Raw genomic sequence first — 24702 nt, 5'->3', positions numbered from 1 at the left:
TTGGGCCACAGGTCATGTGCGCGGTGGGGCGAGTGCGTCATCGAACAGGCAAGGCATGGACGAGTGGCGGACGCGACCACAAGCGGTTATGCGCGCGTTGGCTCGCACGGGCGTACGCGCTTGACGGCCAATGCACTCCAGCTGCAATGAGTTGGAATGTGCTTCGCGGACGGGCCTTGCCAAGGTTCCCGACCGCAGCCCTCGTGGCGCAGCCGGAAACCTCCCGACTTGCCAGCAGGGCAGGTGGCGGCCAAGCTAGCGCGCTTTTGCGATTGCCGGTTCTCATGTCCAGCCTGCCTGTTCCTGCCGTTTCCCACCCGATGGCCGTCGGCGCGCCCGGCCGGCCGCTGGCCTGGCGCGCGGGGCAGTCGGTCGATCTGGCCACCTTCATTGCACACGTGCATGGCCTGGCGCAGCAATTGCCGGACGGTCGCCACGCGGTGAATCTGTGCGAAGACCGCTATCGCTTCATGGTCGCGTTCTATGCGTGCGCATTGCGCGGTCAGGTGTCGCTGCTGCCGTCCTCGCGCGCGCCGGCCGTGGTCGGCGAAGTGCAGGCGCGGCATGCCGATGCCTACTGCCTGGGCGATCTGGCACTGGAGCTGGCACCGCCGCGCTATTGGCAGCTGCCGGCCAAGTTGCCGCAGGCCGCAGGCCCGATTCCGCAGCTGGCCGACGACGCCCTGGTGGCCATCGGCTTCACCTCCGGCAGCACCGGCAGCCCGCAGCCCAACCCCAAGACCTGGGGCAGCTTCCTGACCAGCACGCGTCAGGATCTGGTCGCGCTGGAAAGCCTGTGGGCGCACACCGATGCGGTGCCGCACGTGGTCGCCACGGTGCCGCCGCAACATATGTACGGCATGGAACTGTCGGTGCTGCTTCCGATGGTGACCGAGCTTGCGGTGCATGCGGGCCGCCCGTTCTTTCCGGACGATGTGGCGCGCGCGCTGTCGGACATTCCTGCCCCGCGCGTGCTGGTGACCACGCCGGTGCACCTGCGCGCGCTGGTCGAATCCGGCGTGGCGTTGCCGCCGCTGGTCGGCATCGTCTCGGCCACCGCGCCGTTGGCGCAGGACGTGGCCGCAGCCGCCGAAGCGCGGTTTGGCGGCGAGGTACGCGAAATGTTCGGTTCTACCGAAACCTGCGTGTTCGCGGTGCGCCGCACCGCGCTGGAGGCGGCGTGGACACCGCTGCCCGGTGTGCGCCTGGAAACGCAGGCGGCAGGCACCTTGGTGCACGCACCGCATCTGGCCACGCCGGTGCTGCTGGCCGACATGATGGACGTGGCTGCCGACGGCACCTTCCAGGTGCGCGGCCGGCAGGCCGATCTGCTGGAAATCGCCGGCAAACGCGCCTCGCTGGCCGATCTGACCCGTCGCCTGCTGGCCATCCCGGGCGTCGTCGACGGCACCATCGTGCAGCTCGCACCCGAGCCCGGTCAGGCGGTCGGCCGCATCGCCGCATTGGTGGTCGCCCCGACCCTGGACGAAGCGCAGATCCTCGCCGCCCTGCGCGTCAGCGTCGACCCGGTGTTCCTGCCGCGCCGCCTGCGCAAACTCGCCGCCCTGCCACGCAACGAAACCGGCAAGCTGCCGCGCGATGTGGTGCTGGGTTTGCTCAACGGCTGAGCGCAGGCCTCGCCACGGAGCATTGCTGCTGCGTGGCTGCAGCGGGCATCAGTACTCATGCCCGCAATCGCTCACCCATGCACCCCATCGATCTCCACCGCCAGCTCGTCGCGGCAGATCACCGCGTGCAGCAGCAGACGCGGCACCGCATCGCCGAAGCGGGCGTCCAGCGCCTGCGCCACCCTGGGTAGATCGTCCTGCTCGCGCACGTAGACCTTCAGGCGGGTGCCGGCGCCGAACTGCGTGGGCAGGGCGGGGGCATGCTGGCGGGCGGCACCCAGCAGGGCGTCGAAGTTGGCGAAGGTCTCTTCCAGCTGCGCCAGCAACTGGCCGGTGTGCATCGAGGCATGCCCGACCACCGCGGCGGTGCCTGACAGCAGCAGCGGCATGTCGCTGCCGGCCGGCGGCAGCATGGCGCGCGCGAAACTCGGCGGCTGCGGGCCGTACTGGCGCGGGTAGTTGTAGGCGCTGACCTGGCGCGGGTTTTCCAGCGGGGTGCCGGCGTCGCTGGCGGCCAGCCAGTAGATCTGGATGATGCGCTCGGCATCGCAGCGTCCCACCGCGGTGGCGGCCGGCAATTGCGCATTGTCGAAGGCGCCCAGGCCGCGCGCACGGCCCACGCAGAACTGCCGGTAGCGTTCGCGGTCGCCACTGCCCAGGGTGATGGCGTCCAGATAGTTCCAGATACGCAGCAGGCGCGGGGTCTGGCTGCCGGTGACGAAGGCGGTGATTTCCGCATAGGCCTTGGCGGCGGCGGCTTCGATATCGACATCCTGCTCGTCGATTTCGATCACGCCGAACTGCAGGCGGCCGTCGCTGGCCCAGGCGATGTTGCCATCGCGGCCGCTGTGCACCGCCGCGTCGGTCCGCCACACTTCCAGCACGTCGGCGTGGTACGGCTGCAGCGGCACGCGCAGGTAGCGGGGGTCGTCCAGGCGCGGCGCCGCCGTGCCGAAGCCGAACACGGCCAGCACCTGCGGGTCGGCCAGCAGTGCAGACGGGTCGGTCTGATCGACATAGTCGACCTGCAGGCGGGGATGGCGCACGGTGTGCGGGGTCTGGGCCGGGGAAACGGTCATCGTGTGTCTCGTTGTTGCGTGTCGCGTTGCAAGGTGTCGCCATCGAAGCCGAGCGTGGCCTGACGTCGGCGCTGGCGCCAGGACTGCCAGGCGCGCGGCATCATCGACAAGGTGGTCAGTGCATAGATGGCGCGGAACGCGCGCAGACGCAGGCGCACCCTGGGGCTGTCGAACACGTCGCCGGCCAGCATCGCCACCACCGCTTCCTCGATCTGCCAGGTGTTCTGCGGTTGTGCGAACAGGGCGCGCATGGTCGGCGAGGTGAAGCGGTAGATGAACCACTTGAACTCGTCCACGCCGCGCTTGAGCTCGCGCTGCAAGGCGCGCTGCAGCCTTGCCTCGTGCTGCGGCATGCGCAGGGCCTGGTCCACCATCGCCGCACCGCGCTCGGCGCTGTGCATGGCCAGGAACACACCGGACGAAAACATCGGGTCGACGAAGGTGTAGGCATCGCCCAGCATCAACCAGCGCGGGCCGGACATGCGCGTGCATTCGTAGGCGTAATTGCCGGTGGCATGCACCGGGGCCACGCGTTCGGCGCCGAGCATGCGCGCGCTGAGCTCGGTGTTGAGCGCAAGCGTGCGCATGAAAAAGCCCTCGCTGTCGCCTTTGCGGGTCTTCATGTATTCCGGGTAGCAGACCGCGCCCACGCTCATGATGTCGTCCGGCAACGGGATCAGCCACATCCAGCCATGCGCATGGCGGTAGATGCTGATATTGCCGGCATCCTCGCCCGGTCGGCGCGTCACGCCGCGGAAATGGCTGAACAATGCCGCCGATTGATGCCTGGCATTGGCGCGCTTGAGCTTGAGGCGGTTGCCCAGGAAGGTGTCGCGGCCGCTGGCATCGAGCAGGTAGCGCGGGCGGAACTGCTGCGCACCCGCCACGCCCTGCGCCTGCAGTACCGGCTGCTGCCCGTCGAACTCCACCGCGTCGACCTTGACCTGGTCGCGCGCATCCACGCCCACCGCGCGCGCGCGCTCGAACAGCACCTGGTCGAACTGCGCACGCGGCACCTGGAAGGCGAAATCGGCCTTTGCCTCCAGCGCATGCGCGAAGCGGAAGGTGTTGTAGCCGCCGCTGTCGTTGGGAAAGTCTGCACCGCGCTTGAGCACGCCGATGCTGCGCACCTCTTCCAACACGCCCAGGCGTTCGAGAATCGGCATGTTCATCGGCAGCAGCGACTCGCCGATATGGAAGCGCGGATGCTGCGCCTTCTCCAGCAAGGTCACCTGCCAGCCCTGCTGGGCCAGGACGATGGCCGCCGCGCAGCCCGCCGGCCCGCCGCCGATGATCAGGACATCCGGACACTCGGGTCCGGGAGCCGGCCCGGCTGCCGGCTTGGCGGTCGGGGTAGGGCCAACAGCGGTGGAAGTCATCCTGGAACGAACCTGCAGCGGGCGAGCGTCATGCAGTCATGATAGCCTGACCGGCGGCCCGGACAGGTATGCCGGCCGCCGACTCGCTGTTGCAGACCGATCGACACCCTCGCCAATGCGGCCGCAACGCCGGTGGGCGCTCGGAATCGGCCGGCACGGCAACGTACACTGTCTGTGCCCTGCAGCATCGCCGATGCCGGCCTGACGGTTGTCTGCGCCGCTGTGGTTGTTCTGCAATTTCGTTGTGAATCTGTCGCCCGACCCTCACCTGGAAGCTCTCTGGATGTCCTCGCAAACCGCTGCCGAACGTGAACTGGCCGAACTCCTGGTCGAAAGCCTGAACCTGGAAGACGTCCAGCCCGCCGACATCGACCCGGAGGCGCCGTTGTTCAATACCGGGCTGGGACTGGATTCGATCGACGCGCTGGAACTGGCGCTGGCGATCAGCAAGCGCTATGGCTTCCAGCTGCGCTCGGACAATGACGAGAATCGTCGCATCTTCGCGTCGCTGCGCGCATTGTCGGCGCATGTCGAAGCCAACAAGACCGTCTGAAGTCGCGAACGCCGCGCCCGGCGATGCGCCCCCGTGGGTGCTGGGGCTGGGCGTGTTGCTGGCGGTGGCGTATTCGCCGCTGGCGCACTGGGCCAATGCCAGCCATCGCCCGGAGCTGGCCGTCATCGCCGGTGGCTTGCTGGTGCTGATGGTGCTGATCGAACCGATGGTCGCGCGCCGCGCCTGGGCCTGGGCGCTGGCCGTGCTGACCTTGCTGGGCCTGAGTGCGTTGTGGCACTCGCCGTACGCGATGCTGGTGCTGGCCGCGCCGCCGGTGGTGTTCACCGGCTGGGTCGCCTGGTTCTTCGGTCGCAGCCTGCGCCGTGGGCGCACGCCGTTGATCACGCGCATCGTCGAGGGGCTGTATCGCCAGGCCGGCATGCCGATCACTCCCGAGCAGTACCGCTACACGCGCCGCCTCACCCTGGCCTGGGCGCTGCTGCTGTGCGCGCTGACCCTGGTCAACCTGGTGCTGGGCCTGTGCGCCGAACCCAGTGGCGTGCTGACGCAACTGGGTTATGTCTCGCCGCTGCCGATCAGCGACGCGCGCGCATCGTTGTTCGCCAATCTGCTGGCGTACGGGGTGGTTGGCGGGTTCTTTGTAGGCGAATATCTATTGCGCGGCCGCTGGTTTCCACAGCGCCCCTATCGTAATCTGCCAGACTTCTTGCGCCAGATGGCGCGGCTCGGGCCGGAATTCTGGCGCGATCTGCTGCGCTGAGTGCGTGGCCAGGGGCAGCGACGTACGTGCACATTTTCGGGGACAAGACAAAGATGCCGCTGGCAAGGATGCCGTCGCGCCTGGCGTGGGCCGTGTTCAATCTGCTGCAACTGGCCTTCACGCTGACGTTTACCGCGGGCGGAATCGCCTATGGCCTGGCGTTGCTGGCGATCACGCGCGACACCGACCGCCTGCTGCGCATGGGCGCGTGGATGTGGTCGCCGGTGCTGTTTCGCGGTGCCGGCGCCACGGTGATCGTGGAAGGCCGCGAGCGCGTGGACTGGTCCAGGAACTACCTGTTCGTCAGCAACCACCAGTCCATCATCGATATCTGTGCGTTGTTCTACGCCTTGCCGGTGCCGCTGCGGTTCCTGCTCAAGGACGAAATGCTCAAGGTGCCGTTCGTGAACTGGTATGCACGGGCCACCGGCATGCTGTTCCTGGACCGCGACAGCCGGCGTGCCGGGGCGATGGTGCGCCGGCAGGCCGCCGCGCTGCTGCGCGAGGGCAAGCAGTTGTGTCTGTTTCCCGAAGGCACCCGCAGCCGCAGCGGCGCATTATTGCCGTTCAAGGCCGGGCTGTTGCAGGCCGCTATCGATGCTGGTGTGCCGGTGGTGCCGGTGGCAGTGGATGGCTGCGGCAAGGTGCTGCCGGTGGAGGGTGTGTTCAGGGTGCGCCCGGGCATCATCCGGGTACGTATCGGCGATCCGATCCCGGTGACCGGGCCGGATGCGCCGGACCGCCAGCAATTGACCAAGCAGGCACATGACGCCGTGGCTGCGATGCTCCAACCCAGGATTTGAGTTACCCGCTTATGGATTTCGTCGTGCCGCATGATCATCCCTGCCTGCCCGGGCACTTTCCGGGGCGCCCCGTGGTGCCTGGCGTGGTCGTGCTCGACCATGTGCTGCAGGCAGTGGAGGCCGCACATGGCCCACGCGCGGCGGCACGCCTGCCGCAGGTGAAGTTCGTGCAGCCGTTGCTGCCCGGGCAGACGGCATCGGTCATGCTGGACGGCGCCGGCCCACGCTGGCGCTTTCGCGTGCAGCGCGCCGACGAGCTGCTGGTCAGCGGCGAACTGGTGGCGGAGGCGGCGCAATGAGCAGTCAGTGGAAGCAACGCCCGGAAGGCGGCGGACGTTTCGCGCTGTGGCTGATCCGCGGCATCGCCCAGCATGCCGGGCGTGCGGTGGGACGCGCGCTGCTGTACCCGATCACGCTGTACTTCCTGCTGGTGCGTGCGCCCGAGCGCAGCGCCTCGCGTGCCTATCTGACGCGCGTGCTGGAGCGCCCGGCCACGCTGCGCGATGTGGCGCGGCATATCCACACCTTCGCTTCGACGATTCTGGACCGCGTGTACATGCTGTGTGGGCAGATGCAGCGCTTCCGGGTCGACATCACCGGGCTGGACCAGCTGCATGCGCAGATGGATCGCGGCCGCGGCGTGCTGATCTTCGGCTCGCACCTGGGCAGCTTCGATGCGCTGCGCGTGCTGGCCACCGAGCGGCCGGACGTGCAGGTCAAGGTGGTGCTGGACAAGGCCCACAACCGCGCCATGACCGAGCTGCTGGGCGCGCTGAATCCGCAGCTGGCCGCCAACATCATCGACGCCGGCATGGACGCCACCTCGATCGTCATGGCGATCAAGGACGCCACCGACGCCGGTGCGCTGGTGGCGCTGCTGATCGATCGCCCGCGCGAGGGCGACCCGGCGTTGCCGGCGACGTTCCTCGGCCGCAACGCGATGTTCCCGACCTCGCCGTGGCTGATCGCCGCAGCGCTGAAGGTGCCGGTGGTGCTGGCGTTCGGCCTGTACCGCGGCGGCAATCATTACGAGCTGGCGTTCGAGACCTTCAGCGAGGGCCTGGACGTGCCGCGTCGCCAGCGGGCACCGGTGCTGGCGGTACTCATGCGCGATTACGCGGCCAGGCTGGAACATTACACCCGCTATGCGCCGTACAACTGGTTCAACTTCTACGATTTCTGGAACACCCACCATGCCGATGTGCCGCACCCTGCCGTGGATGCTGATACTGCTGTTCAGCGCCGCACCGCTATGCGCCGCACCGCCTGAGACGCTGGACGTCGGCCAGGTGCTGCAGCGCCTGGCACGCCCTGCACCGGTCAGTACCGAGTTCGTCGAACTGCGTGGCTCGGCGCTGCTGAAGACGCCGCTGCGCGTGCAGGGCCATTACCGTCGCCCGGACGCGCAGACCCTGGTGCGCGAGGTCAGCGCGCCGTATCGCGAGACCACCACGTTGCAGGGCGACGAAGGCATGCTGGAACGCGAAGGCAAATCGCCGCGGCGTTTTTCGCTGAGCCGGGTGCCCGAGCTGGCCGGCCTGAAGTCCGGCTTCGGCGCGTTGCTGGCCGGCGACCGCGCGCTGCTGGAGCAGCACTACCGCATCAGCGGGCAGGGCCAGCCGCAGGCCTGGCAACTGACGCTGCAGCCCAAGGACGCTGCCGTGGCCAAGCAGGTGCGCGAGTTGCGGCTGTATGGGCGCAATGACGAGTTGCGCTGCATCGAGAGCCAGCCGGCCAAGGGCGACGTGCAACGCACGCTGCTGGCCGGTGCGGCGCGCGCGGCCGCAAGCGTGACCGATGCGGCCGCGCTGACCACGCTATGCCACGGATCGGGCGCGTGACGCAGCGCGCCCACGGCGCAAGCAAGCCGCTCGCACGATCCCATGCCGCGCGCGCGGCCGGTGGACGTTCCGCTGGCACAGCGAGGCTTGCGCATGGCGTTTAAGTTGAACGCAAACCGCCGCATCGGCCTGGCGCTACTGTGGCTGGCGTTGCTGGCGGTGGCCGGGTTCTGGTTGAGCGAGACGCTGAAAGTCACCGGCGATCTGCGCAAATTCATGCCCGCCCGCAGCAACGCAAAGGCGCCCGCACAGCCCGATGCCGCGCGCGCGGCCGGTGGACGTTCCGCTGGCACAGCGAGGCTTGCGCATGGCGTTTAAGTTGAACGCAAATCGCCGCATCGGCCTGGCGCTGCTGTGGCTGGCGTTGCTGGCGGTGGCCGGGTTCTGGTTGAGCGAGACGCTCAAGGTCACTGGTGATCTGCGCAAATTCATGCCCGCCCCGCGCACGCCGGCGCAGAAACTGCTGATCGAAGAGCTGGGCGAAGGCCCCGGCTCGCGCCTGTTGCTGATGGCGTTGTCCAACAGCGACCCGGCCACGCTTGCCGCGCAGTCGCAGGCCCTGCAGCAGGCCCTGGCCGCACAACCGGAACTGTTCGAGCTGGTCGGCAACGGCGGCACTGCGGGGCTGGATGCGATCCCCGAGCGCCTGCTGCCGTATCGCTATCTGCTCAGCGACAGCTTCGACACCACGCCGCTGGATGCGCACACCCTGCAAGCGGCATTGCAGTCGCGCGTGCAGGATCTGGGGTCGCCGGCGGCGGCGCTGGTGGAGCCGTTGCTACCGCGCGACCCCACGCTGGAAGTGCTGCATCTGGCCGAAACCCTGCAGCCGGCCGCGGCGCCGCAGACGCGCAACGCGGTGTGGTTCGACCGTGCCGGTACCTCGGCCTTGCTGGTCGTGCAGACGCGCGCAGCCGGCTTCGATCCCACCGGCCAGCAGTTGGCCTACGACGCGGTGCAGGCGGCCTTCGCCAAGGTCAGCAAGGGCAGCACGACCCGGCTTACCTTGACCGGCCCCGGTGCATTTGCCGTGGAAATCACCGCGCGCACGCAGGGCGAGGCGCAATGGATCGGGACGCTGGATACGGTGGGACTGGTGTTGTTGCTGCTGGTGGCCTATCGCAGCTGGAAGATTCCGGTGCTCGGCGTGCTGCCATTGGCCAGCGCCGGCCTGGCCGGTCTGGCTGCGGTGGCGCTGCTGTTCGATGGCGTGCATGGCATCACCGTGGCCTTCGGCTTTACCCTGATCGGCGTGGTGCAGGATTACCCGATCCACCTGTTCAGTCATCAGCGCCCGGGTCTGGATCCACGCGACAACGCGCGTCATCTATGGCCGACGCTGGCCACCGGCGTGGTGTCCACCTGCATTGCCTATGTGACCTTCCTGTTTTCCGGTGTGGACGGCTTGCGGCAGCTGGCGGTGTTCACCATCGCCGGGCTGGCGACCGCCGCGATCACCACGCGGTGGCTGTTGCCGTCGTTGATTGACCCGGCACCGCGCGACTACGCCGATTCGCGCATGCTCGCCGCGCTGTGGCGCGGCATCGCGCGCCTGCCACGGCCGCGCTTCAGCCTGGCGATGATTGCGCTGGTCGGCATTGCAGTGATCGCGTTCGCGCCGGGGCAGTTCTGGCAGAACGATCTGTCGAAACTGACCCCGGTGCCGCCCAAGGCCCTTGCGCAGGACACGCATCTGCGCCAGGAACTGGGCGCCCCCGACGTGCGTTACGTACTCGCGCTGCCTGCCGTCAACGACGAGGCCGCGCTGCAGGCCAGCGAGCAGTTGCGCCCGCGTCTAGATGCCCTGGTGCGCGACGGCGCATTGACCGGTTACGACATGGCTGCACGCTATCTGCCCAGCATCAAGACCCAGCGTGCGCGCCAGGCCGCGTTGCCGGATGCTGCGCAAGCGCGCGCATTGACCGACAGTGCGGTGGCCGCCACACCGTTTCGCAGTGACGCGTTCGCGCCGTTCCTGCAGGACCTGGACGCTGCCAAGCGCGCCGCCCCGCTGTTGCCGAAGGACCTGGCCGGCTCGCCGCTGGCAACGTCGGTCGGCGGACTGCTGCTGGGTCGCGGCGATCGCAGCACTGCGTTGGTGTCGTTGACCGGCCTGCGCGATCCGTCGGTACTGGCTGCCGCCGTGAAAGGCAGCGGCGCGCAGTTGCTGGATCTGAAGGACGCGTCAGAGTCCCTGGTGGCCGCGTATCGCGGACGTGTGCTCGGCGCGCTGGTACTGGCCGCGCTGTTGCTGGCGGTGACGGTGGCGATCGCGTTGCGCAGCCCGCGCCGGATCGTGCGCGTATTGCTGCCGATGGCGCTGACCACGGTGCTGATCCTGGCGATCCTGCGCGGCATGGGGGTGGAGCTCAACCTGTTCCATCTGATCGCGCTGATCCTGGCGGCAGGCCTGGGCCTGGATTACGCATTGTTCTTCGACCATGCCGGCGACGATCACGCCGACCAGCTGCGCACGCTGCATGCGCTGATCGTGTGCAGCCTGATGACGCTGCTGGTGTTCGCGCTACTGGCTGCCTCCAGCATCCCGGTGTTGCGTGCGATCGGCAGCACGGTGGCGCTGGGGGTATTGTTCAATTTCATCCTCGCCTTGCTGGTGTCGCGCGAGCCGGCGCTGGAGCGCGCAAGACACGGAGATGCACATGCAGGGACGTGAGGCAATTGCCGCGCTGATTCCACACCAGGGCAGCATGTGCCTGTGGGAAGCAGTGCTGGAATGGGATGCGCAGCGCATCGTGTTGCGCAGCGATGCCCATCGCAGCGACACGCATCCGCTGCGTTGCAACGGCCGCCTGCGCGCGCTGCATCTATGCGAATACGGCGCGCAGGCCATGGCCGTGCATGGCGGCTTGCTCGGCCGGGAATCGGGCAAGCCGGTGCGCCCGGGCATGCTGGTGGCGTTGCGCGCAGTGGACTTGCACGTCGCGTATCTGGACGACCTGCCCGATGCGATCGTCTGCGAAGCGCAGGTGTTGCTGCAGGGCGAGGACAGCCAGCAATACAGTTTTCGCCTGAGCCACGGCGCGCAATTGCTCGCCGAAGGGCGCGCCACGGTCATGCTGGGCGCCGCGCAGGCCACCCAAGCCCCGTAGGAGCGCGCTTGCGCGCGATGGCTTTAGCGCTGACGCCGCATCGCGCGCAAGCGCGCTCCTACAAGATGTAGGCGATCAATGCTGGATCTATTCCTGCGCCTGCTGCGAGTCGTTAGGATGAGGCTCTTTCCGCCGTCGTGTCTGCGGCTTTCATTGAGGCTTCCATGAGCACTTCCATTCCACAGCGCCGCGCACTCGTCACCGGCGGCAGCGGCGATCTTGGTGGTGCGATCTGCCGTCAGCTGGCTGCGCAGGGGCGCCATGTGATCGTGCATGCCAATCGCAATATCGCCCGCGCCGATGACGTGGTTGCAGCGATCGTGGCCGACGGCGGCAGCGCCGAGGCGGTGGCGTTCGATGTGGCCGATGCGCAGGCCAGTGCGGTGGCGCTGGCAGGCCTGCTGGAGGGCGGCCCGATCCAGATCGTGGTCAACAACGCCGGCATCCACGACGATGCGCCGATGGCGGGCATGAACGCCGAACAGTGGCATCGGGTCATCGATGTGTCGCTGCACGGGTTCTTCAATGTCACCCAGCCGCTGCTGCTGCCGATGGCGCGTACGCGCTGGGGCCGCATCGTCAGCGTGTCGTCGGTGGCGGCGGTGCTGGGCAATCGCGGGCAGACCAACTACGCCGCGGCCAAGGCCGCCTTGCACGGCGCCAGCAAATCGCTGTCGCGCGAGATGGCCAGCCGCGGCATCGCCGTCAACGTGGTCGCGCCGGGCGTGATCGAAAGCGAGATGGTCGGCGAAAGCTTCGCGCCGGAAGTGATCAAGCAACTGGTACCGGCGGGCCGCGTCGGCAAGCCCGACGAAGTGGCCGCGTTGGTGGCGTTTCTGTGTTCGGAGTCAGCCGGCTACATCAACGGCCAGGTCATCGGCATCAATGGTGGGATGGGCTGAGGGCGGCTGATCTGCTGGTTTGCTGCGGGGTCCTTGCCCGCCCACCATCGCAGGACACGCTGCAAGTACGTCCTTGTAAGCTCTTACGCGGCATCCATGCCGCGTAAGGTCCCGCGACGGTGGGCGGGCAAGGACCAGTCGAGATGGTCGGTGTGCATGGTTGCGATCAGTGCAGGCCGGCTTGGTTGCTGGTTTGGTCGTTCTTCATAACCAGCTCGCGCTCGCGTGCAGCACGCGAGCGCGAAGCAAACAAACAGCAAGCAAAAACGCGCCGTCGCCGGCGCGGTTTTCAAACTCACGCCGCGTCGGCGTACCAGGCGGCGGTGAGGATCGGCTCGCCGGTGGCGTTGGCGGTCAAGGCGTCCAGCCCGTGGTCCGGCAGTGCGGCATGGCGCTGGCGTGCCTGCTGCAGGATCTCGCGTGCCAGCACCGCCATCTGCGCCACGTTGCTGTGGATGCGTGCGGCAAAGGCATCGTCGTCGAGGGTGTCGTTCAAGGCGCCATTGAGTTCGTTGAACCAGCCGATCAGGTATTGATCGAGCAGGCGCCCATCGTCGGTGGCCAGGCCGTGTGCAGTGTTGTGCTGGCCCCAGTCGTGCAGCACACGCTGCATGGCCAGATTCATGTCGCGCGCATAGAAGAAATCGGACTTCATGCGCGAGAGCAGGCTGAGGTCGGCGATGCGTCCGCTGCAGAACAGCGGCGCCAGCAGCGACCAGTAGTAGGTGTAATCCCAGATCACCTTGACCGGCATCACCTGCGCGTCGCCGAACAGCGCGTACTGGTCCTGATACAGGGTCAGGGTATTTTCGTAGAACGAGAAATACAGCTGCTGATACAGCTCCACATACGGGCTGAGCGATCTGCCGGCGCGGTCGCGGCCGATCAGTTCGCAGATGTAGGTATTGGAAATTGCGATGAAGTCGCTGCCGGGCGAATAGAACGGGTCCAGGAACAAGCCCGCTTCGCCGGTCAGCGCCCAGCGCTGCGGCGAGAACACCTGCTTGCAGCCATAGGAGAAGTTACGCAGGAACAGGAAGTCCTGCAGCCGGTAGTCGGCCTTGTCGAGCGTGGCGGCGACCTGCGGCTGATGCGTGCGCAGCCAGGTCATCGCCTTGTCGTGGGTGTTCATCGTGTCCAGCGGGTGCATCGACGCATCGCAGACGATGCCCAGCGAATGCGCGCCGGACGACAGCGGAATCAGCCAGAACCAGTAGCCCGGCCCGCACATGTGGTTGGTCGAGCGCCAGCGGTCCGGCGGCGTGCAGCGCTGCAGCCAGTTGCTGTCCTGCGACCAGCCATTGGGGTCGATCAGGCCTTCCACACGCCACCACACCGCATTGGCGTTGTGCGCATTGTCCTGCGCCAGGCCGAGCTTGCGCTTGAGCAGGCCGGCGCGGCCGCTGGCATCCACCACCCAGCGTGCGCTCAGTGTGCCGGCCTCGCCTGCGCGCTCGTAGCGCACGGCGTGGTCGGCCTGGTCATCGGACAGGTCCACGCCCTTGACGCTGCAGTTGTCGACAAACGTGATGCCCTGCGCGCGGGCGCGCTCGCCGAGGAAATTTTCGAAGCGGCCACGGTCGATCTGCCACGACGGCGTCGGCAGGATCTGGCTCACACCCAGCTCGGTGCAGCGGTCGATGTCCTCGCGCTTGTCGGAGAAGAAGAAGCGGAACCCGAACTTGCGGATCTGCTCGGTTTCCAGATGCTCGCGCAGGCCCAAGACCTCGGCGAAGTAGTGCGCGCCGATCTCCACCGTGGACTCGCCCACCTTGAACGCCGCCTCGCGCACCGGGTGCGCACGGCGCTCCAGCACAGTGATCGCCAGTTCGGGGTCGCGTTGGCGCAGCTGCAGGGCCAGACTCAGGCCGGCCAGGCCACCACCGGTGATAACGACATCGGCACGCTGTGCATTCATGGGGATGGCTTGCTCTTGGTAACCGCCGGCACAGTAGCAAATTCGCCGTCAGCGTCGTCGATCAGCACCGGGTTGGCGCGCACGCGGCGGTACTCGCGCCAGATATGCCCGTAGCTCCAGGCCTGGACCACCACATGCGAGGTGATTTCCCACAGATCGCGTACCAGGCGGAAATGGCTCTTGCGGAACGCGCCCGGCGAGGTGCCGGCGTAGCGGGTTTCGATCGGCACCGCGACCACGCGCGCGCCGGCCTGGCGTGCGGCGGAAATCAGCAGTTGCGCTTCGAACACGAAACCTTCGCCGGGCACGTCGGGCAGGGTGAACACCGAGGCCGGATACAGGCGCTGGCCGCTCTGGCTGTCGACCAGCTGGAAGCCGCAGGCCCAGGCGATGCCCCAGTCGCCGAAATCGTTGCCGATGCGGCGGATGGTGGGCTGGGTGGCGCGCTTGCGCATGCGGGCGCCGACGATGACGCAGCCGGGGTGGCGGTTGGCCGCCGCCAACAGGCGCGGGAAATCGGCGGCCTTGTGCTGGCCGTCGCCGTCCATGGTCATCACCGCGCGCATGCCCATCCGCTGCGCCTGCGCAAACCCGCTGCGCAACGCGGCGCCCTTGCCCTTGCGCTGCGAGTGCCGGATCAAGGTGATCGGCAGGCCGGCGATGCAGTCGGCAGTGCCGTCATCGGAGCCGTCGTCGATCACGATCACGTTGGAACAATAGGTCAGCGCATCGTTGACCACTTCGCGGATGCGCAGCGATTCGTTCAGCGCCGGCACCAGGATCGCGGTGTCCTCGCGGGTCAGTGGCTGCCGGCTCACTGCTGGAGCTCCACGCGCAACACCCGGCCCGGGCCGGCGTACAGCGCCACGCGTTCGCCGCCAGTGGCGATCAGGTCGAACAACGGCAGCATCGGCGCCATCGCATTGGCGGCGACATGCCGCGCCAGCGGGCCGGCGCCCGGCGTCGGCGTGCCGTCGTCCAGCCGCGCCCGCAACTGCGGCTTGCCGGCCTGGCCGGGCGCACCCAGCACCAGCGCGCCACCGAGCAGCCCCTGGCTGGGGGCGACCCGGCCCAGCGGCCCGACCGAGCGGGCGTCGTAGCCGGCCAGCAGCACTGCGTCCATGCCGGCGGCACGTTGGACCAGCGCCTCCAGCAAGCCCTGCGCGAAGCTGCCCAGGCTGGCGCTGATCGCGGTGGCCGGGGTCATCGCCCCGGCGCCGATGGTCCAGTAGCCGGCCGCGGCGTTGTGCACCGAGTTGTGGAACTTGGTCGGCGAGATCGCCGTGGGGTCGCTGGCCAGGGTGGTGCACATGTAGTCGGAGATGGCCAGGTCGCCGTACGTGGAAGTGAAGATCGACGGCAGGCTGGCCGGCTCGCGGCCGGCGGCGGTGCAGGCGGCCAGCGCGGCCTCCAGCGAGACCGCCACCGTGTCCGGTGCGCGACGGCGCTCGTTGGCAGCCAGCAGCTGCGGCGCCGGGCGTGCCCCGGTGTCCTGCAGCGCGCCGCCGCGCACGAACGCCGCAGCGGCTTCCCAGCTCGGCAGGCCCTGAGTCCAGAAGCCGATCCCCTCGATGGTGGCAGCCAGCATCAGCGGGCCTGCCCGAACAGCAGCGAGCAGTTGTTGCCGCCAAAACCGAAGGAGTTGTTCATTGCGTAATCGATCTTGGAATGGGCATTGTCGAAACGGATCTGCGGGCCGCAGGCGGGGTCGGGCACTTCGCTGTTGAGCGTGCCCGGCAGCACGCCGTCGCGCAGCGCCAGCAGCGCGATCACCGACTCGACGATGCCGGCTGCGCCCAGGGTGTGGCCGGTCCAGGCCTTGGTCGAGCTGGCGTGCAGGGTGGCCGGGAAGATCGCCGCCACCGCGGCGGCTTCGACGCTGTCGTTGGCCGGGGTGGCAGTGCCGTGCAGGTTCAGGTAGCCCACCGCGGCCGGCTCCAGGCCGGCGCGTTCGAGCGCGCCGCGCATCGCCAGCTGCGCGCCCAGGCCCTGCGGATGCGGGGCGGACATATGGTGCGCATCGCTGGATTCGCCATAGCCGTACAGCCACAGCGTTGCGTCCGGTGCGGCAGCGGTGCGTTCGAGCATGGCAAAGCCGCCGGCCTCGCCCAGGCTCAGGCCGACCCGGCGCGCATCGAACGGCTGGCACAGCTCCGGTGCCACCACCTGCAGCGAGTTGAAGCCGAACAGCACGCTGCCGCACAAGGTATCCACGCCGCCGACCAGGGCGGCATCCACCACCCCGGCATCGATCAGGCGCGCGGCCTGGGCAAACACCTTGGCGCTGGACGAACAGGCGGTGGCCACGGTCACGCTCGGGCCGCGCAGGCCGGTGGCGTGCTGCACGAAGTCGCCCAGCGAGTGCGGGGTGTGCACGATCGGGCGATCCAGGTCGTCGGGGAAGCGCGCGCCGTCGGCGTCTTCGACCAGCCGCGTGTAGGCCTCTTCGCTGGCGCCGATGCTGGAGGTGGAAGTGCCGATGATCACCGCCACGCGCTCGGCGCCGTAGCGCTGCGCGGCGGCCTGCACCGCCTCGGCCATGCCGTCCTGCTGCAGGGCCAGCCAGGCCAGGCGATTGTTGCGGCAGTCCCAGCCTTGCAGGGCCTCCGGCAACACGATGTCTTCCACGCCGTCGACGCGGCCGATCCAGCACGCCAGCGGCTGCGGGCCGAAATCGTTGCGACGCATGCCGCTGCGGCGAGCAGTCAGGGCGGCGGCCTGGGCATCGAGCCCGGCGCCGAGCGCGGTGGTGGACGTAAAAGCGGTGACGGCGACCGGGGCCATCTGGGACGAATGCTGCGCTTGGCTCACGGTGGTCTGGCTGGCAAGAAGTGGACTCAGTATATCGATGGCGGGTGCGCCTCCCGTCGATGGCGCAACTGAACGTGCCGGTCATGTCGCTGACGGGGCTGGAGTTTTCGCGCGTTGCCGCGCTTTCGCCATCGGCGCAATTGGGACACAATCCTGCGACACACTTGCCGATCGAGCGCGACCACGCGCGCATGCACGCCTACGTCTATAAAAGCCAACGCAAGCAGGACACCTTCGTCTATCTCGCCACGCGCGACGACTTCTCCGGTCTTCCCGCCGCCGTGCACGCGCAGCTGGCGCCGTTCGCGTTCGTGCTGGAGGTGGCGTTGACGCCGGAGCGCCGTCTGGCGCAGGCCGACGTGGCCACGGTGCGCGAAGCGCTCGCCAGGCACGGCTTCTATCTGCAACTGCCCAAGACGGTGGTGCTGGCGGGCGAGTGCGACTATGACTGAAGCCGCACGGGCCGCACGCTTGCGGGCCGCAGCGCTGGCCGGCCTGGCTGGTGTGGCGTTGTCGTTGCTGGGCGGCATCGGCGGCGGTGTCGCCGCGGTGACGCTGTGGCTGGCGCAGCCGGCGTTCGCGCTGGCGGTGTCGTGGGCGCGCGGTAGCCGCGCACTACCCAGCCAGCCGCGTGCGGTTGCGCAGGCAGTGCCGCCGTTGCTGACGATCTGGGGTGTGGGCCTGCTGGCGCTGGCCGCCCTGATCAGCTGGCCGCTGACCGCCCTGCGCGACAGCGGCAGCCTGGCCGCCGCATTGGCCTTGAGTGTGGCGGTCAGCGCCGCGTTGCTCGGGTTGTGGCGGACCTGGCCGCTGTGGGGCGAGGTCGAACGCGATGGCGGCGCCCTGGCCCCGCGCTGGCATGCGCTGGCAACGCAGGAGTTGCACGCCTGGCGCGGCCTGCTGGCCGCTGCCCTGGTGCTGGCGATGTGCACACTGGTGGTGGCGCTGGCCTGGCCGGGCTGGTTGTCGAGCAGCCTGCGCTGGAGTCTGGCGATCGCGGCCAGCGTGCTGCTGCCCGCCGCCCACCTGCTGTTGCAACGCACCGCCGCCCCGGCGCGCAGCGATGCCCCGGCGGCCCTGCAGGCGGCCGATTTCTTTTCCGAAGCGGCGGCCGAGCCGCGTCCGCTGGAGCCGGTGGCCCAGCACCAACTGGTGCCGGAGCTGTTCGAGGCCGCGCGCAGCGGACGCGTGGACCGCGCGCTGCAGTTGCTCGACGCCGGGGCCGACCCGCAGGCGATGCCGCTGCCGGAGTGGCGCGACCAACGCAGCCTGCCCGCGCTGGCCGCGGTACTGCCGGATCTGCGCCTGCTGCGCGAGCTGATCGTGCGCCGCGTCGACGTCAACCAGCCGCATCGCGGCATGACCCCGTTGCTGGCCGCCACCCGCGACAGCTGGCATGGCCGCCCGGATGCGGTGATGACGCTGCTGGCCAACGGTGCCGACCCGCGCGCCAGCGACAACGACGGCAACACGCCGCTGCACCACGCGGTGCGCAGTTCCGACCCGGGCGTGGCCGCGCTGCTGCGCGATGCCGCCGCCGAGCTCGATGCGCTCAACATCGAAGGCCACTCGCCGCTGGCGATGGCCTGCCAGGTCGGCAACTGGCGGCTGGCCAAGTTCCTGCTGGAACGCGGCGCGCACTCCGAACCGGAAGGTGGCGCACCGGTGCTGCTGGCCGCGGCCGGCACCGAGGAAGACGACCCGGCCGGCGTGCAGCTGCTGCTCAAGCACAAGGCGCGCGTGGATGCGCGCGACCGCCAGCGCCGCAGCGCCCTGCACGAAGCGGCGTTGGCTGGACACGGCGACATCGTCGAGGCGCTGCTGGCGGCCGGCGCCAACCTGGAAGCGCGTGACCTGCTCGGCCGCACGCCGTGGCTGGATGCGGCGCGGCAGGCGCGCAGCGGCGTGCTCGAACGCTTGGTCGCGCGCAAGGCCGATGTGCTGGCCATCGACGGCGAGGGCCGCAATGCGGTGATGCTGGCCTGCGCCGCCGACAGCGTGTCGCCAGCGCTGATCCGGCGCCTGCTCGAGCTGCAGGTGCCGGCCGACAGCGCCGACGCGCACGGCCGTCGCGCGGTGGATGTGGCCGCCGAAGCCGGGCGCTGGGCGATCGTGCAGTTGCTCGATCCCGGCTATCCCTTGCCGGCGGCGGTCAGTGACGCGCACGGCGAGAGCCCCGGCGTGGCGGTGCTGCCCGATCGCCCGCCACTGGTGCTGCTGCGCGAAGGCCTGCAGTTCGGCCAGCGCGACGGTCTGGTCGCACTGGCCCGCCTGTGCGGTCCGGAAGAACTCGGCGGCCTGCTGCACGACGCGCATCTGGCCTTGAACGCCGATGCGGTGGACTGGCTGCTGCGCCACGGCGCCGATGCCGAAGTGCGCGATGCCTGTGGCGATGTGCCGATGTTTGCGCTGCTGTCGCGGGGCGTGGAGGCGGTGCCGGCGCTGCAGGCGCTGCTGCGCCATGGCGTGTCGCCGGCCGGGGCCGGCGGCCTGACGCGGCTGCTCAGCGCCTGCGTGCAGCATGATGCGGCATCGCGCGGGCTGGAACAGTTCGCGCTGGAACTGCTCGAACGCGGCGCCGACCCGTTCGCCGCGTCGGCCGCCGGCGATCCGCCGTTGTCGCTGGCGGTGCGGCTGGGCTGGCTGCGCCTGCAGCAGTGGTTGCTGGAACACGGCGTGGACCGCGAAGCGCGCGACAGCCATGGCATGACCGCGTTGCATCTGGCCACCGCGTTGGGCCGCGAGGCGTCGCTGAAATTGCTGGTCAAGCAGGGCGCCTCGCCGGAAGCGCGCGCTGCCGACGGGCAGACCCCGCTGGGCGTGGCGCTGTCGATCGGCCGCCGCGACCTGGCCGACTGGCTGGACTGGCGCATCTGGTCGCTGCCGCAGCGCAGCCTGCGCGAAGCGGATGTGCCGGCCGCCGCGATGGTCGGCGACACCGATGCGGTGCGTCGCCTGATCGATCTCGGCCTGCCGGTCGATGCGATCGATGCCCAGGGCTGCACCGCGTTGCTGCGTGCCGCCGGTGGCGGCCATCTGGGCGTGGTGGCGCATCTGCTCGGTCGCGGCGCCGACCCGCAACGCGCGGCCAATAGCGGCGCCACGCCGTTGTCGGCGGCGGTGAGCATGCGTCAGACCGAGATCGTGGCCGCGTTGCTGCAGGCCGGCGCGCAGATCGAGCACCGCCTGCCCGGCGGCGTCACCGTGCTGATGCTGGCCTGCGCGCTGGGCCTGCCGGATATCGTGGCACGCCTGCTCACCGCGGCGGCCGATGTGCACGCCAACGACGACCAAGGCCTGGCACCGCTGCATTGCGCCGCGCTGTACGGCTTCACCGCGCGCGACAAGAGCCGCCTGCTGGCCTTGCTGGATACCTTGCTGCTGGCCGGCGCCGACCCGGACTACCTGGCCGGCGGCCGGGTCAGCCCCTTGCTGCTGGTACTGGGTGCGCGCGCCGAACCGGGCACCGCCTGCGACGAGCAGGTGGTGCTGGCCGGCGTGGAACGCCTGCTCGACGAGGACGTCTCGCTGGACGTGGCCGATCAACGCGGTTTCGGCCCGCTGCACCTGGCCGCACTGCACGGCCTGCCGTTGCTGGTGCAGCGCCTGCTGCGCGCCGGCGCCGATGCCGACCGCCGCGACGCGCTCAACCGCACCCCGCGCGAGATCGCGATCATGCGCGGCTTCATCGATGTGGCCGGCCAGTTCGAACCCGCCTTGCCGGGGGTGTCCTCGATGGCGCGCTTCCTGCGCGAAGGCCGCTGAGCCAGCGCGGCGGCGCACCGCTGTGGGTGCTGTTCGTGTGCAGCCGCAACCGGCTGCGCAGCCCCACCGCCGAGCGCGTGTTCGCCGACTGGCCGGGCGTGCAGACGCAATCGGCCGGGCTGGCCGCCGATGCGGAGGTACAGCTCACCCCGGAGCTGTTGCACGAAGCGCAACTGGTGCTGGTGATGGAGCGTCGCCATCTGCAGTTGCTGCGCAAGCGCTTCGCCGCGCATCTGCGCCATTGCCGGGTGATCTGCCTGCAGATTCCCGACGACTACGCGTATATGGATCCGGCACTGATCCGTCGCCTGGAACACACGGTGCCACCGCTGCTGCGTTTGCCGGTGCAGTCGTAACCTGATCCCGACACCGCGCATGCAAAACTTGGCGCTCCCTCGCACGAAGGAAGCGCCTCTACGATGAGCGTGCGTATCGAGGACCACGCCATGCTGGGCAATTGCCACAGCGCGGCCCTGGTCGACCACCGCGGCACCATCGACTGGCTGTGTCTGCCACGTTTCGATTCCGATGCGTTTTTCGCATCCCTGCTGGGCGATGAGCAGCACGGGCAATGGGCGTTGTCGCCGGCCGGCGACTTTCGCAGCGAGCGTGCCTATGAAGACGACAGCCTGGTGTTGTGCACGCGCATGCACACCGACACCGGCACGGTGGAACTGGTCGACTTCATGGTCGCCAGCGATGAAGGCGACGGCCACCAGCACCTGGTGCGGATCGTGCGTTGCGTGCAGGGCCAGGTGCCGATGCACATGCGCCTGACCTTCCGCTTCAACTATGGCCGCACCGTGCCATGGGTGACGCGCATCGACGGTGGCATCCGCGCCATTGCCGGCCCCGACCAGCTGGCGCTGCGCTCGCCGCAGGCGCTGCACGGCGAGGACATGGGCACCGAAACCGACTTCACGCTGCGGCAGGGCGAGAGCACCTGGTTTCTGCTCAGCCACGGCCTGTCGCATCAGCCCACGCCGACGGCGATCGATCCGGAACAGGCGCTGCAACGCACGACCGCGTTCTGGCATGGCTGGGCGCGGCGCTGCACCGATGTCGGCCCCTGGACCGAGCAGGTGCGCCGCTCGCTGGTGGTACTGAAAGGGCTCAGCTATCTGCCCACCGGCGGCATCGTCGCCGCGCCGACTGCCTCGCTGCCCGAGCACCTGGGCGGCAGCCGCAACTGGGATTACCGCTACTGCTGGCTGCGCGATTCGGTGTTCACCCTGATCGCCTTGCTGCAGGCCGGCTATCGCGACGAAGCAGAAGCCTTTCGCGACTGGGTGCAACGCGCCATCGCCGGTTCGCCGGATCAGCTGCAGGCGCTCTACGGCATCGCCGGCGAGCGCCGCCTGCAGGAGTGGGAAGCGCACTGGCTGCCCGGCTATGAAAATTCCGGGCCGGTACGGATCGGCAACGGCGCGGTGGACCAGTTCCAGCTCGACGTCTACGGCGAGTTGATCGGCGCGTTCCATTACGCGCGCGAAAAGGGCGTGGCGCCGCCGTCCGATGACGATGGCTCGTCGGCATCGTTGCTGGAAAAGGTGCTGGAGACGCTGGAAACGCTGTGGCGCCTGCCCGACGAAGGCATCTGGGAAATCCGCGACGAGCGCCGTCATTTCGTGCATTCCAAGGTGATGGCCTGGCTGGCGTTCGACTGCGGCGCGCGCGATGGCATCACCAACGCCGATGCGGCCAAGCGCGCGCACTGGGGCCGCATTGCCGACAACATCCGCGCCGAAGTACTGGAAAAAGGCGTGCACCCGGACGGACACTTCGTGCAGAGCTACGGCTCCGATCGCCTGGATGCGGCGTTGTTGCTGATCCCGATCGTGGGGTTCCTGCCGGCCGATGATCCGCGCATCGCCGCGACCGCCGATGCGATCGCACGCGATCTGACCATCGATGGATTGGTCGAGCGCTATCGCGCCGACGACAGCGCCGACGGCTTGCCGGCCGGCGAGGGCACCTTTCTTGCCTGCAGCTTCTGGCTGGTGGAAAACTACGCCCTGCTCGGGCGCACCGAGCAGGCACGCGTCCTGCTCGAACGTCTGCTCGGGCTGTGCAACGACGTGGGCCTGCTCGCCGAAGAGTACGACCCGCGCAGCAAGCGCATGCTTGGCAACTTCCCGCAAGGGTATTCCCACGTGGCTCTGGTCAATGCGGCATTGCGCCTGCACGGACGCATGGGCAAAGAGGAAACACATCCATGAACGAACAAGCCACCACCCCGCCGTGCATCATCGTGGTGTTCGGTGCACGCGGCGATCTGACCAAGCGCCTGGTGATGCCGGCGCTGTACAACCTGCGCCGCTCCGGCGCGCTGGGCGAGCAGTTCGCCATCGTCGGCATGGATCACGGCGATATCAGCGAGCGTTCGTGGCGCACGATGATGGGCCAGTCGATGACCCAGCTGCTCAGCAGCCGCGATGCCGAATTCCAGACCGACGAGTTCGACACCGACACCTGGGAGTGGCTGCGCGAGCGCATGCATTATCTGCGCGGCGATTTCACTGACCTGGGCGCCTATCAAACCCTGGGTGGCGCGCTGGAGAAGCTGCACAAGCGCTACGGCACCCAGGGCAACGTGCTGTTTTACCTGGCCACCGCCGCGCGCTTCTTCGAGCCGGTGTTGCTCAACCTGGGCGAAGCGGGGCTGGTCAAGCAACGTGAGGGCGAGGGCTGGCGTCGGGTGATCGTGGAAAAACCCTTCGGCCACGACCTGCCCAGCGCCGTCGCGCTCAACGCCACCGTCGCCAAGGTCTTGCATGAGGACCAGGTGTTCCGCATCGACCATTTCCTCGGCAAGGAAACCGTGCAGAACATCCTGGCGTTCCGTTTCGCCAATGGCCTGTTCGAGCCGGTGTGGAATCGCGACCGCATCGATCATGTGCAGATCACCGCCGCCGAAACCATCGGCGTGGAAGGGCGTGGGCGCTTCTACGACCCCACCGGCTGCCTGCGCGACATGGTGCCCAATCACCTGTTCCAGTTGCTGGCGATGATTGCGATGGAACCGCCGGCCGCATTCACCACCGAAGCGATGCATCGCCGCCGCGCCGAAGTGATCGAAGCGGTGCGCCCGATCAAGCCCGAAGACGTGGTGCGTGGCCAGTACGCCTCCGGTGCGGTCAACCGCAGCGCCGTGCCTGGCTATCGCGAAGAAGACACGGTGCCGGACGATTCGGAAACCGAAACCTATGTGGCGATGAAGCTGCAGGTCGACACCTGGCGCTGGGCCGGCGTGCCGTTCTACCTGCGCACCGGCAAGCGTCTGCGCGAGCGCACCACCGAGATCGCGATCCGCTTCAAGCCCGCGCCGCTGGCGCCGTTCCGCAGCACCGAAGTGGGCGGCTATGGCCCCGACTGGCTGGTGCTGCACATCCAGCCCGACGAAGGCATCTCGCTGCAGTTCGACGTCAAACGCCCCGGCGCGCAGGTCAGCCTGGCACCGGTGCGCATGGACTTCCGCTACCGCGACTGGTTCCCCAAGGAATACACGGTAGGCTACGAGCGCCTGCTGCAGGACTGCATGAACGGCGAGGCCGGCCTGTTCCAGGATGCGGCAATGGTGGAAGGTGCCTGGCGCATCGTGCAACCGATCCTGGATGCCTGGAAGCAACCGCCCAGCGATTTCCCCAATTACGCCGCCGGCAGCGCCGGCCCCTCGGCCGCCGACGCCTTGCTGGCGATGAACGGTGGACACGCCTGGCGCGCGCTCACCCCCGGCCGCAAGCCACCGCCGCGCCGCGCACCGGAAGCGCGAAGCAGCGCCACCACGCCGATCAAGAAAGCCATCGGGAAGACGGTCAAGAAGGCTGCCAAGGCGCCGGCCAGGAAGATCACCAAGGCGGCAGCCGAAAAGGTCACCAAGGCGCCAGCCAAACGCGCATCCGCGGCTGCAGCAAGACCATCGCAGGATGCGGCTACGTCGCCGGGCAGTGCGGCAAAGAAAGCGGCGGGCAAACGCGCAACCGGCAAGGTCGCAAAGACCGCCGGCAAAACCGCGGCTGGCAAGAGCGCAGCGAAGAAGTCGGCCAGCAAGCCCGCGGTGCGCGCGCCACGCCGCTGACGGAGGCAGCCGCCGCAGCTCCACGTAGGAGCGTGCCTGCGCGCGACGGGCTTTATCGGTAACGCCCGGTCGCGTTCCAGTTCGGCCAGCTTCACCCGCGAGATCCTGCTCGGC

At 68.7% G+C, this 24702-nt stretch carries 22 protein-coding genes; 16 read left to right on the top strand and 6 right to left on the bottom strand.

The features are described 5' to 3' along the window. Positions 1-284 precede the first annotated feature (284 nt). Complete coding sequence (locus ABQ137_RS19180) at positions 285-1628, top strand: AMP-binding protein (protein ID WP_349783377.1); 1344 nt, start codon at positions 285-287, stop codon at positions 1626-1628. 71 nt (positions 1629-1699) lie between these two features. On the opposite strand, the gene ABQ137_RS19175 is transcribed toward ABQ137_RS19180, so the two are convergent. After that, positions 1700-2707, bottom strand: a complete 1008-nt coding sequence (locus tag ABQ137_RS19175) for a chorismate transformation FkbO/Hyg5 family protein (protein ID WP_349783376.1) — start codon at positions 2705-2707, stop codon at positions 1700-1702. Beyond that, a complete protein-coding gene (locus ABQ137_RS19170) occupies positions 2704-4086 on the bottom strand; it encodes an NAD(P)/FAD-dependent oxidoreductase (RefSeq protein WP_054592910.1) in 1383 nt (460 codons plus the stop codon). Before ABQ137_RS19170 ends, ABQ137_RS19175 begins: the two co-directional genes overlap by 4 nt. 283 nt (positions 4087-4369) lie before the next feature. On the opposite strand from ABQ137_RS19170, the gene xanC reads away from it, so the two are divergent. The 10 genes from xanC to fabG all read left to right on the top strand — a co-directional run bounded on the left by xanC (position 4370) and on the right by fabG (position 12016). Next, positions 4370-4639, top strand: coding sequence for a xanthomonadin biosynthesis acyl carrier protein XanC (gene xanC, locus ABQ137_RS19165; protein WP_011260626.1), 270 nt, complete (start codon positions 4370-4372; stop codon positions 4637-4639). Positions 4640-4676: 37 nt separating this feature from the next. Further along, positions 4677-5360: a COG4648 family protein gene (locus ABQ137_RS19160; RefSeq protein WP_024937536.1), complete on the top strand. Its 684-nt coding sequence runs from the start codon at positions 4677-4679 to the stop codon at positions 5358-5360. A gap of 53 nt (positions 5361-5413) precedes the next feature. Further along, the gene (locus ABQ137_RS19155) at positions 5414-6163 is read left to right on the top strand and encodes a lysophospholipid acyltransferase family protein (protein WP_024937535.1); all 750 of its coding nucleotides are present in this window, start codon (positions 5414-5416) and stop codon (positions 6161-6163) included. An 11-nt stretch (positions 6164-6174) separates the two neighbouring features. Further along, complete coding sequence (locus tag ABQ137_RS19150) at positions 6175-6462, top strand: ApeI family dehydratase (protein WP_024937534.1); 288 nt, start codon at positions 6175-6177, stop codon at positions 6460-6462. Then, on the top strand, positions 6459-7433 hold the full coding sequence (locus ABQ137_RS19145; RefSeq protein WP_039524636.1) for a lysophospholipid acyltransferase family protein: 975 nt from the start codon (positions 6459-6461) through the stop codon (positions 7431-7433). The genes ABQ137_RS19150 and ABQ137_RS19145 overlap by 4 nt, the downstream gene beginning before the upstream one ends. Beyond that, positions 7357-8004: a LolA-related protein gene (locus tag ABQ137_RS19140; protein ID WP_349783375.1), complete on the top strand. Its 648-nt coding sequence runs from the start codon at positions 7357-7359 to the stop codon at positions 8002-8004. Before ABQ137_RS19145 ends, ABQ137_RS19140 begins: the two co-directional genes overlap by 77 nt. Before the next feature lie 42 nt (positions 8005-8046). Continuing rightward, positions 8047-8322, top strand: coding sequence for a hypothetical protein (locus tag ABQ137_RS19135; protein ID WP_160954453.1), 276 nt, complete (start codon positions 8047-8049; stop codon positions 8320-8322). Beyond that, on the top strand, positions 8312-10678 hold the full coding sequence (locus ABQ137_RS19130; protein ID WP_349783374.1) for an MMPL family transporter: 2367 nt from the start codon (positions 8312-8314) through the stop codon (positions 10676-10678). The genes ABQ137_RS19135 and ABQ137_RS19130 overlap by 11 nt, the downstream gene beginning before the upstream one ends. Then, entirely contained in the window at positions 10665-11114 is a 450-nt protein-coding gene (locus tag ABQ137_RS19125; protein WP_024940573.1) for a hotdog family protein, read from the top strand. The genes ABQ137_RS19130 and ABQ137_RS19125 overlap by 14 nt, the downstream gene beginning before the upstream one ends. 164 nt (positions 11115-11278) lie before the next feature. Continuing rightward, the gene (gene fabG, locus ABQ137_RS19120; protein ID WP_039524640.1) at positions 11279-12016 is read left to right on the top strand and encodes a 3-oxoacyl-ACP reductase FabG; all 738 of its coding nucleotides are present in this window, start codon (positions 11279-11281) and stop codon (positions 12014-12016) included. Between the two features lie 295 nt (positions 12017-12311). Here the strand turns inward: fabG and ABQ137_RS19115 are convergent, their stop codons facing one another. The 4 genes from ABQ137_RS19115 to ABQ137_RS19100 are packed head-to-tail and all read right to left on the bottom strand — an operon-like array spanning position 12312 to position 16718. Next, positions 12312-13934, bottom strand: coding sequence for an NAD(P)/FAD-dependent oxidoreductase (locus ABQ137_RS19115; protein WP_349783373.1), 1623 nt, complete (start codon positions 13932-13934; stop codon positions 12312-12314). Continuing rightward, on the bottom strand, positions 13931-14752 hold the full coding sequence (locus tag ABQ137_RS19110; RefSeq protein WP_349783372.1) for a glycosyltransferase family 2 protein: 822 nt from the start codon (positions 14750-14752) through the stop codon (positions 13931-13933). Before ABQ137_RS19110 ends, ABQ137_RS19115 begins: the two co-directional genes overlap by 4 nt. After that, positions 14749-15522 carry a beta-ketoacyl synthase chain length factor gene (locus ABQ137_RS19105; RefSeq protein WP_349783371.1) on the bottom strand — a complete coding sequence of 258 codons (774 nt, stop codon included), beginning with the start codon at positions 15520-15522 and terminating at the stop codon, positions 14749-14751. Before ABQ137_RS19105 ends, ABQ137_RS19110 begins: the two co-directional genes overlap by 4 nt. Beyond that, positions 15522-16718 (bottom strand): beta-ketoacyl-[acyl-carrier-protein] synthase family protein, encoded by a 1197-nt coding sequence (locus ABQ137_RS19100; protein ID WP_024940579.1) that lies wholly within the window; start codon positions 16716-16718, stop codon positions 15522-15524. The genes ABQ137_RS19105 and ABQ137_RS19100 overlap by 1 nt, the downstream gene beginning before the upstream one ends. 218 nt (positions 16719-16936) lie before the next feature. On the opposite strand from ABQ137_RS19100, the gene ABQ137_RS19095 reads away from it, so the two are divergent. The 5 genes from ABQ137_RS19095 to zwf all read left to right on the top strand — a co-directional run bounded on the left by ABQ137_RS19095 (position 16937) and on the right by zwf (position 24588). Beyond that, complete coding sequence (locus ABQ137_RS19095) at positions 16937-17197, top strand: YcgL domain-containing protein (protein ID WP_039529613.1); 261 nt, start codon at positions 16937-16939, stop codon at positions 17195-17197. Then, complete coding sequence (locus ABQ137_RS19090) at positions 17190-20510, top strand: ankyrin repeat domain-containing protein (RefSeq protein WP_349783370.1); 3321 nt, start codon at positions 17190-17192, stop codon at positions 20508-20510. The genes ABQ137_RS19095 and ABQ137_RS19090 overlap by 8 nt, the downstream gene beginning before the upstream one ends. Positions 20511-20536: 26 nt before the next feature. After that, complete coding sequence (locus ABQ137_RS19085) at positions 20537-20866, top strand: low molecular weight protein tyrosine phosphatase family protein (RefSeq protein ID WP_081280688.1); 330 nt, start codon at positions 20537-20539, stop codon at positions 20864-20866. 63 nt (positions 20867-20929) lie between these two features. Then, a complete protein-coding gene (locus ABQ137_RS19080) occupies positions 20930-22729 on the top strand; it encodes a glycoside hydrolase family 15 protein (RefSeq protein WP_349783369.1) in 1800 nt (599 codons plus the stop codon). Beyond that, positions 22726-24588: a glucose-6-phosphate dehydrogenase gene (gene zwf, locus ABQ137_RS19075; protein WP_349783368.1), complete on the top strand. Its 1863-nt coding sequence runs from the start codon at positions 22726-22728 to the stop codon at positions 24586-24588. The genes ABQ137_RS19080 and zwf overlap by 4 nt, the downstream gene beginning before the upstream one ends. Positions 24589-24702 lie beyond the last annotated feature (114 nt).

This window comes from Xanthomonas sp. WHRI 8393 (assembly GCF_040203315.1).
In the GTDB taxonomy this organism is placed as follows: domain Bacteria; phylum Pseudomonadota; class Gammaproteobacteria; order Xanthomonadales; family Xanthomonadaceae; genus Xanthomonas; species Xanthomonas arboricola.
The sequence above is the reverse complement of the archived record's forward strand: the minus strand, read 5'-3'. Positions and strand labels throughout refer to the sequence as shown.

Coding starts and splice junctions, on each gene's coding strand:
- ABQ137_RS19180 (WP_349783377.1), top strand. CDS start 285: ATGTCCAGCCTGCCTGTTCCTGCCGTTTCCCACCCGATGGCCGTCGGC.
- ABQ137_RS19175 (WP_349783376.1), bottom strand. CDS start 2,707: ATGACCGTTTCCCCGGCCCAGACCCCGCACACCGTGCGCCATCCCCGC.
- ABQ137_RS19170 (WP_054592910.1), bottom strand. CDS start 4,086: ATGACTTCCACCGCTGTTGGCCCTACCCCGACCGCCAAGCCGGCAGCC.
- xanC (WP_011260626.1), top strand. CDS start 4,370: ATGTCCTCGCAAACCGCTGCCGAACGTGAACTGGCCGAACTCCTGGTC.
- ABQ137_RS19155 (WP_024937535.1), top strand. CDS start 5,414: ATGCCGCTGGCAAGGATGCCGTCGCGCCTGGCGTGGGCCGTGTTCAAT.
- ABQ137_RS19150 (WP_024937534.1), top strand. CDS start 6,175: ATGGATTTCGTCGTGCCGCATGATCATCCCTGCCTGCCCGGGCACTTT.
- ABQ137_RS19145 (WP_039524636.1), top strand. CDS start 6,459: ATGAGCAGTCAGTGGAAGCAACGCCCGGAAGGCGGCGGACGTTTCGCG.
- ABQ137_RS19140 (WP_349783375.1), top strand. CDS start 7,357: ATGCCGATGTGCCGCACCCTGCCGTGGATGCTGATACTGCTGTTCAGC.
- ABQ137_RS19135 (WP_160954453.1), top strand. CDS start 8,047: ATGCCGCGCGCGCGGCCGGTGGACGTTCCGCTGGCACAGCGAGGCTTG.
- ABQ137_RS19130 (WP_349783374.1), top strand. CDS start 8,312: ATGGCGTTTAAGTTGAACGCAAATCGCCGCATCGGCCTGGCGCTGCTG.
- ABQ137_RS19125 (WP_024940573.1), top strand. CDS start 10,665: ATGCAGGGACGTGAGGCAATTGCCGCGCTGATTCCACACCAGGGCAGC.
- fabG (WP_039524640.1), top strand. CDS start 11,279: ATGAGCACTTCCATTCCACAGCGCCGCGCACTCGTCACCGGCGGCAGC.
- ABQ137_RS19115 (WP_349783373.1), bottom strand. CDS start 13,934: ATGAATGCACAGCGTGCCGATGTCGTTATCACCGGTGGTGGCCTGGCC.
- ABQ137_RS19105 (WP_349783371.1), bottom strand. CDS start 15,522: ATGCTGGCTGCCACCATCGAGGGGATCGGCTTCTGGACTCAGGGCCTG.
- ABQ137_RS19100 (WP_024940579.1), bottom strand. CDS start 16,718: ATGGCCCCGGTCGCCGTCACCGCTTTTACGTCCACCACCGCGCTCGGC.
- ABQ137_RS19095 (WP_039529613.1), top strand. CDS start 16,937: ATGCACGCCTACGTCTATAAAAGCCAACGCAAGCAGGACACCTTCGTC.
- ABQ137_RS19090 (WP_349783370.1), top strand. CDS start 17,190: ATGACTGAAGCCGCACGGGCCGCACGCTTGCGGGCCGCAGCGCTGGCC.
- ABQ137_RS19080 (WP_349783369.1), top strand. CDS start 20,930: ATGAGCGTGCGTATCGAGGACCACGCCATGCTGGGCAATTGCCACAGC.
- zwf (WP_349783368.1), top strand. CDS start 22,726: ATGAACGAACAAGCCACCACCCCGCCGTGCATCATCGTGGTGTTCGGT.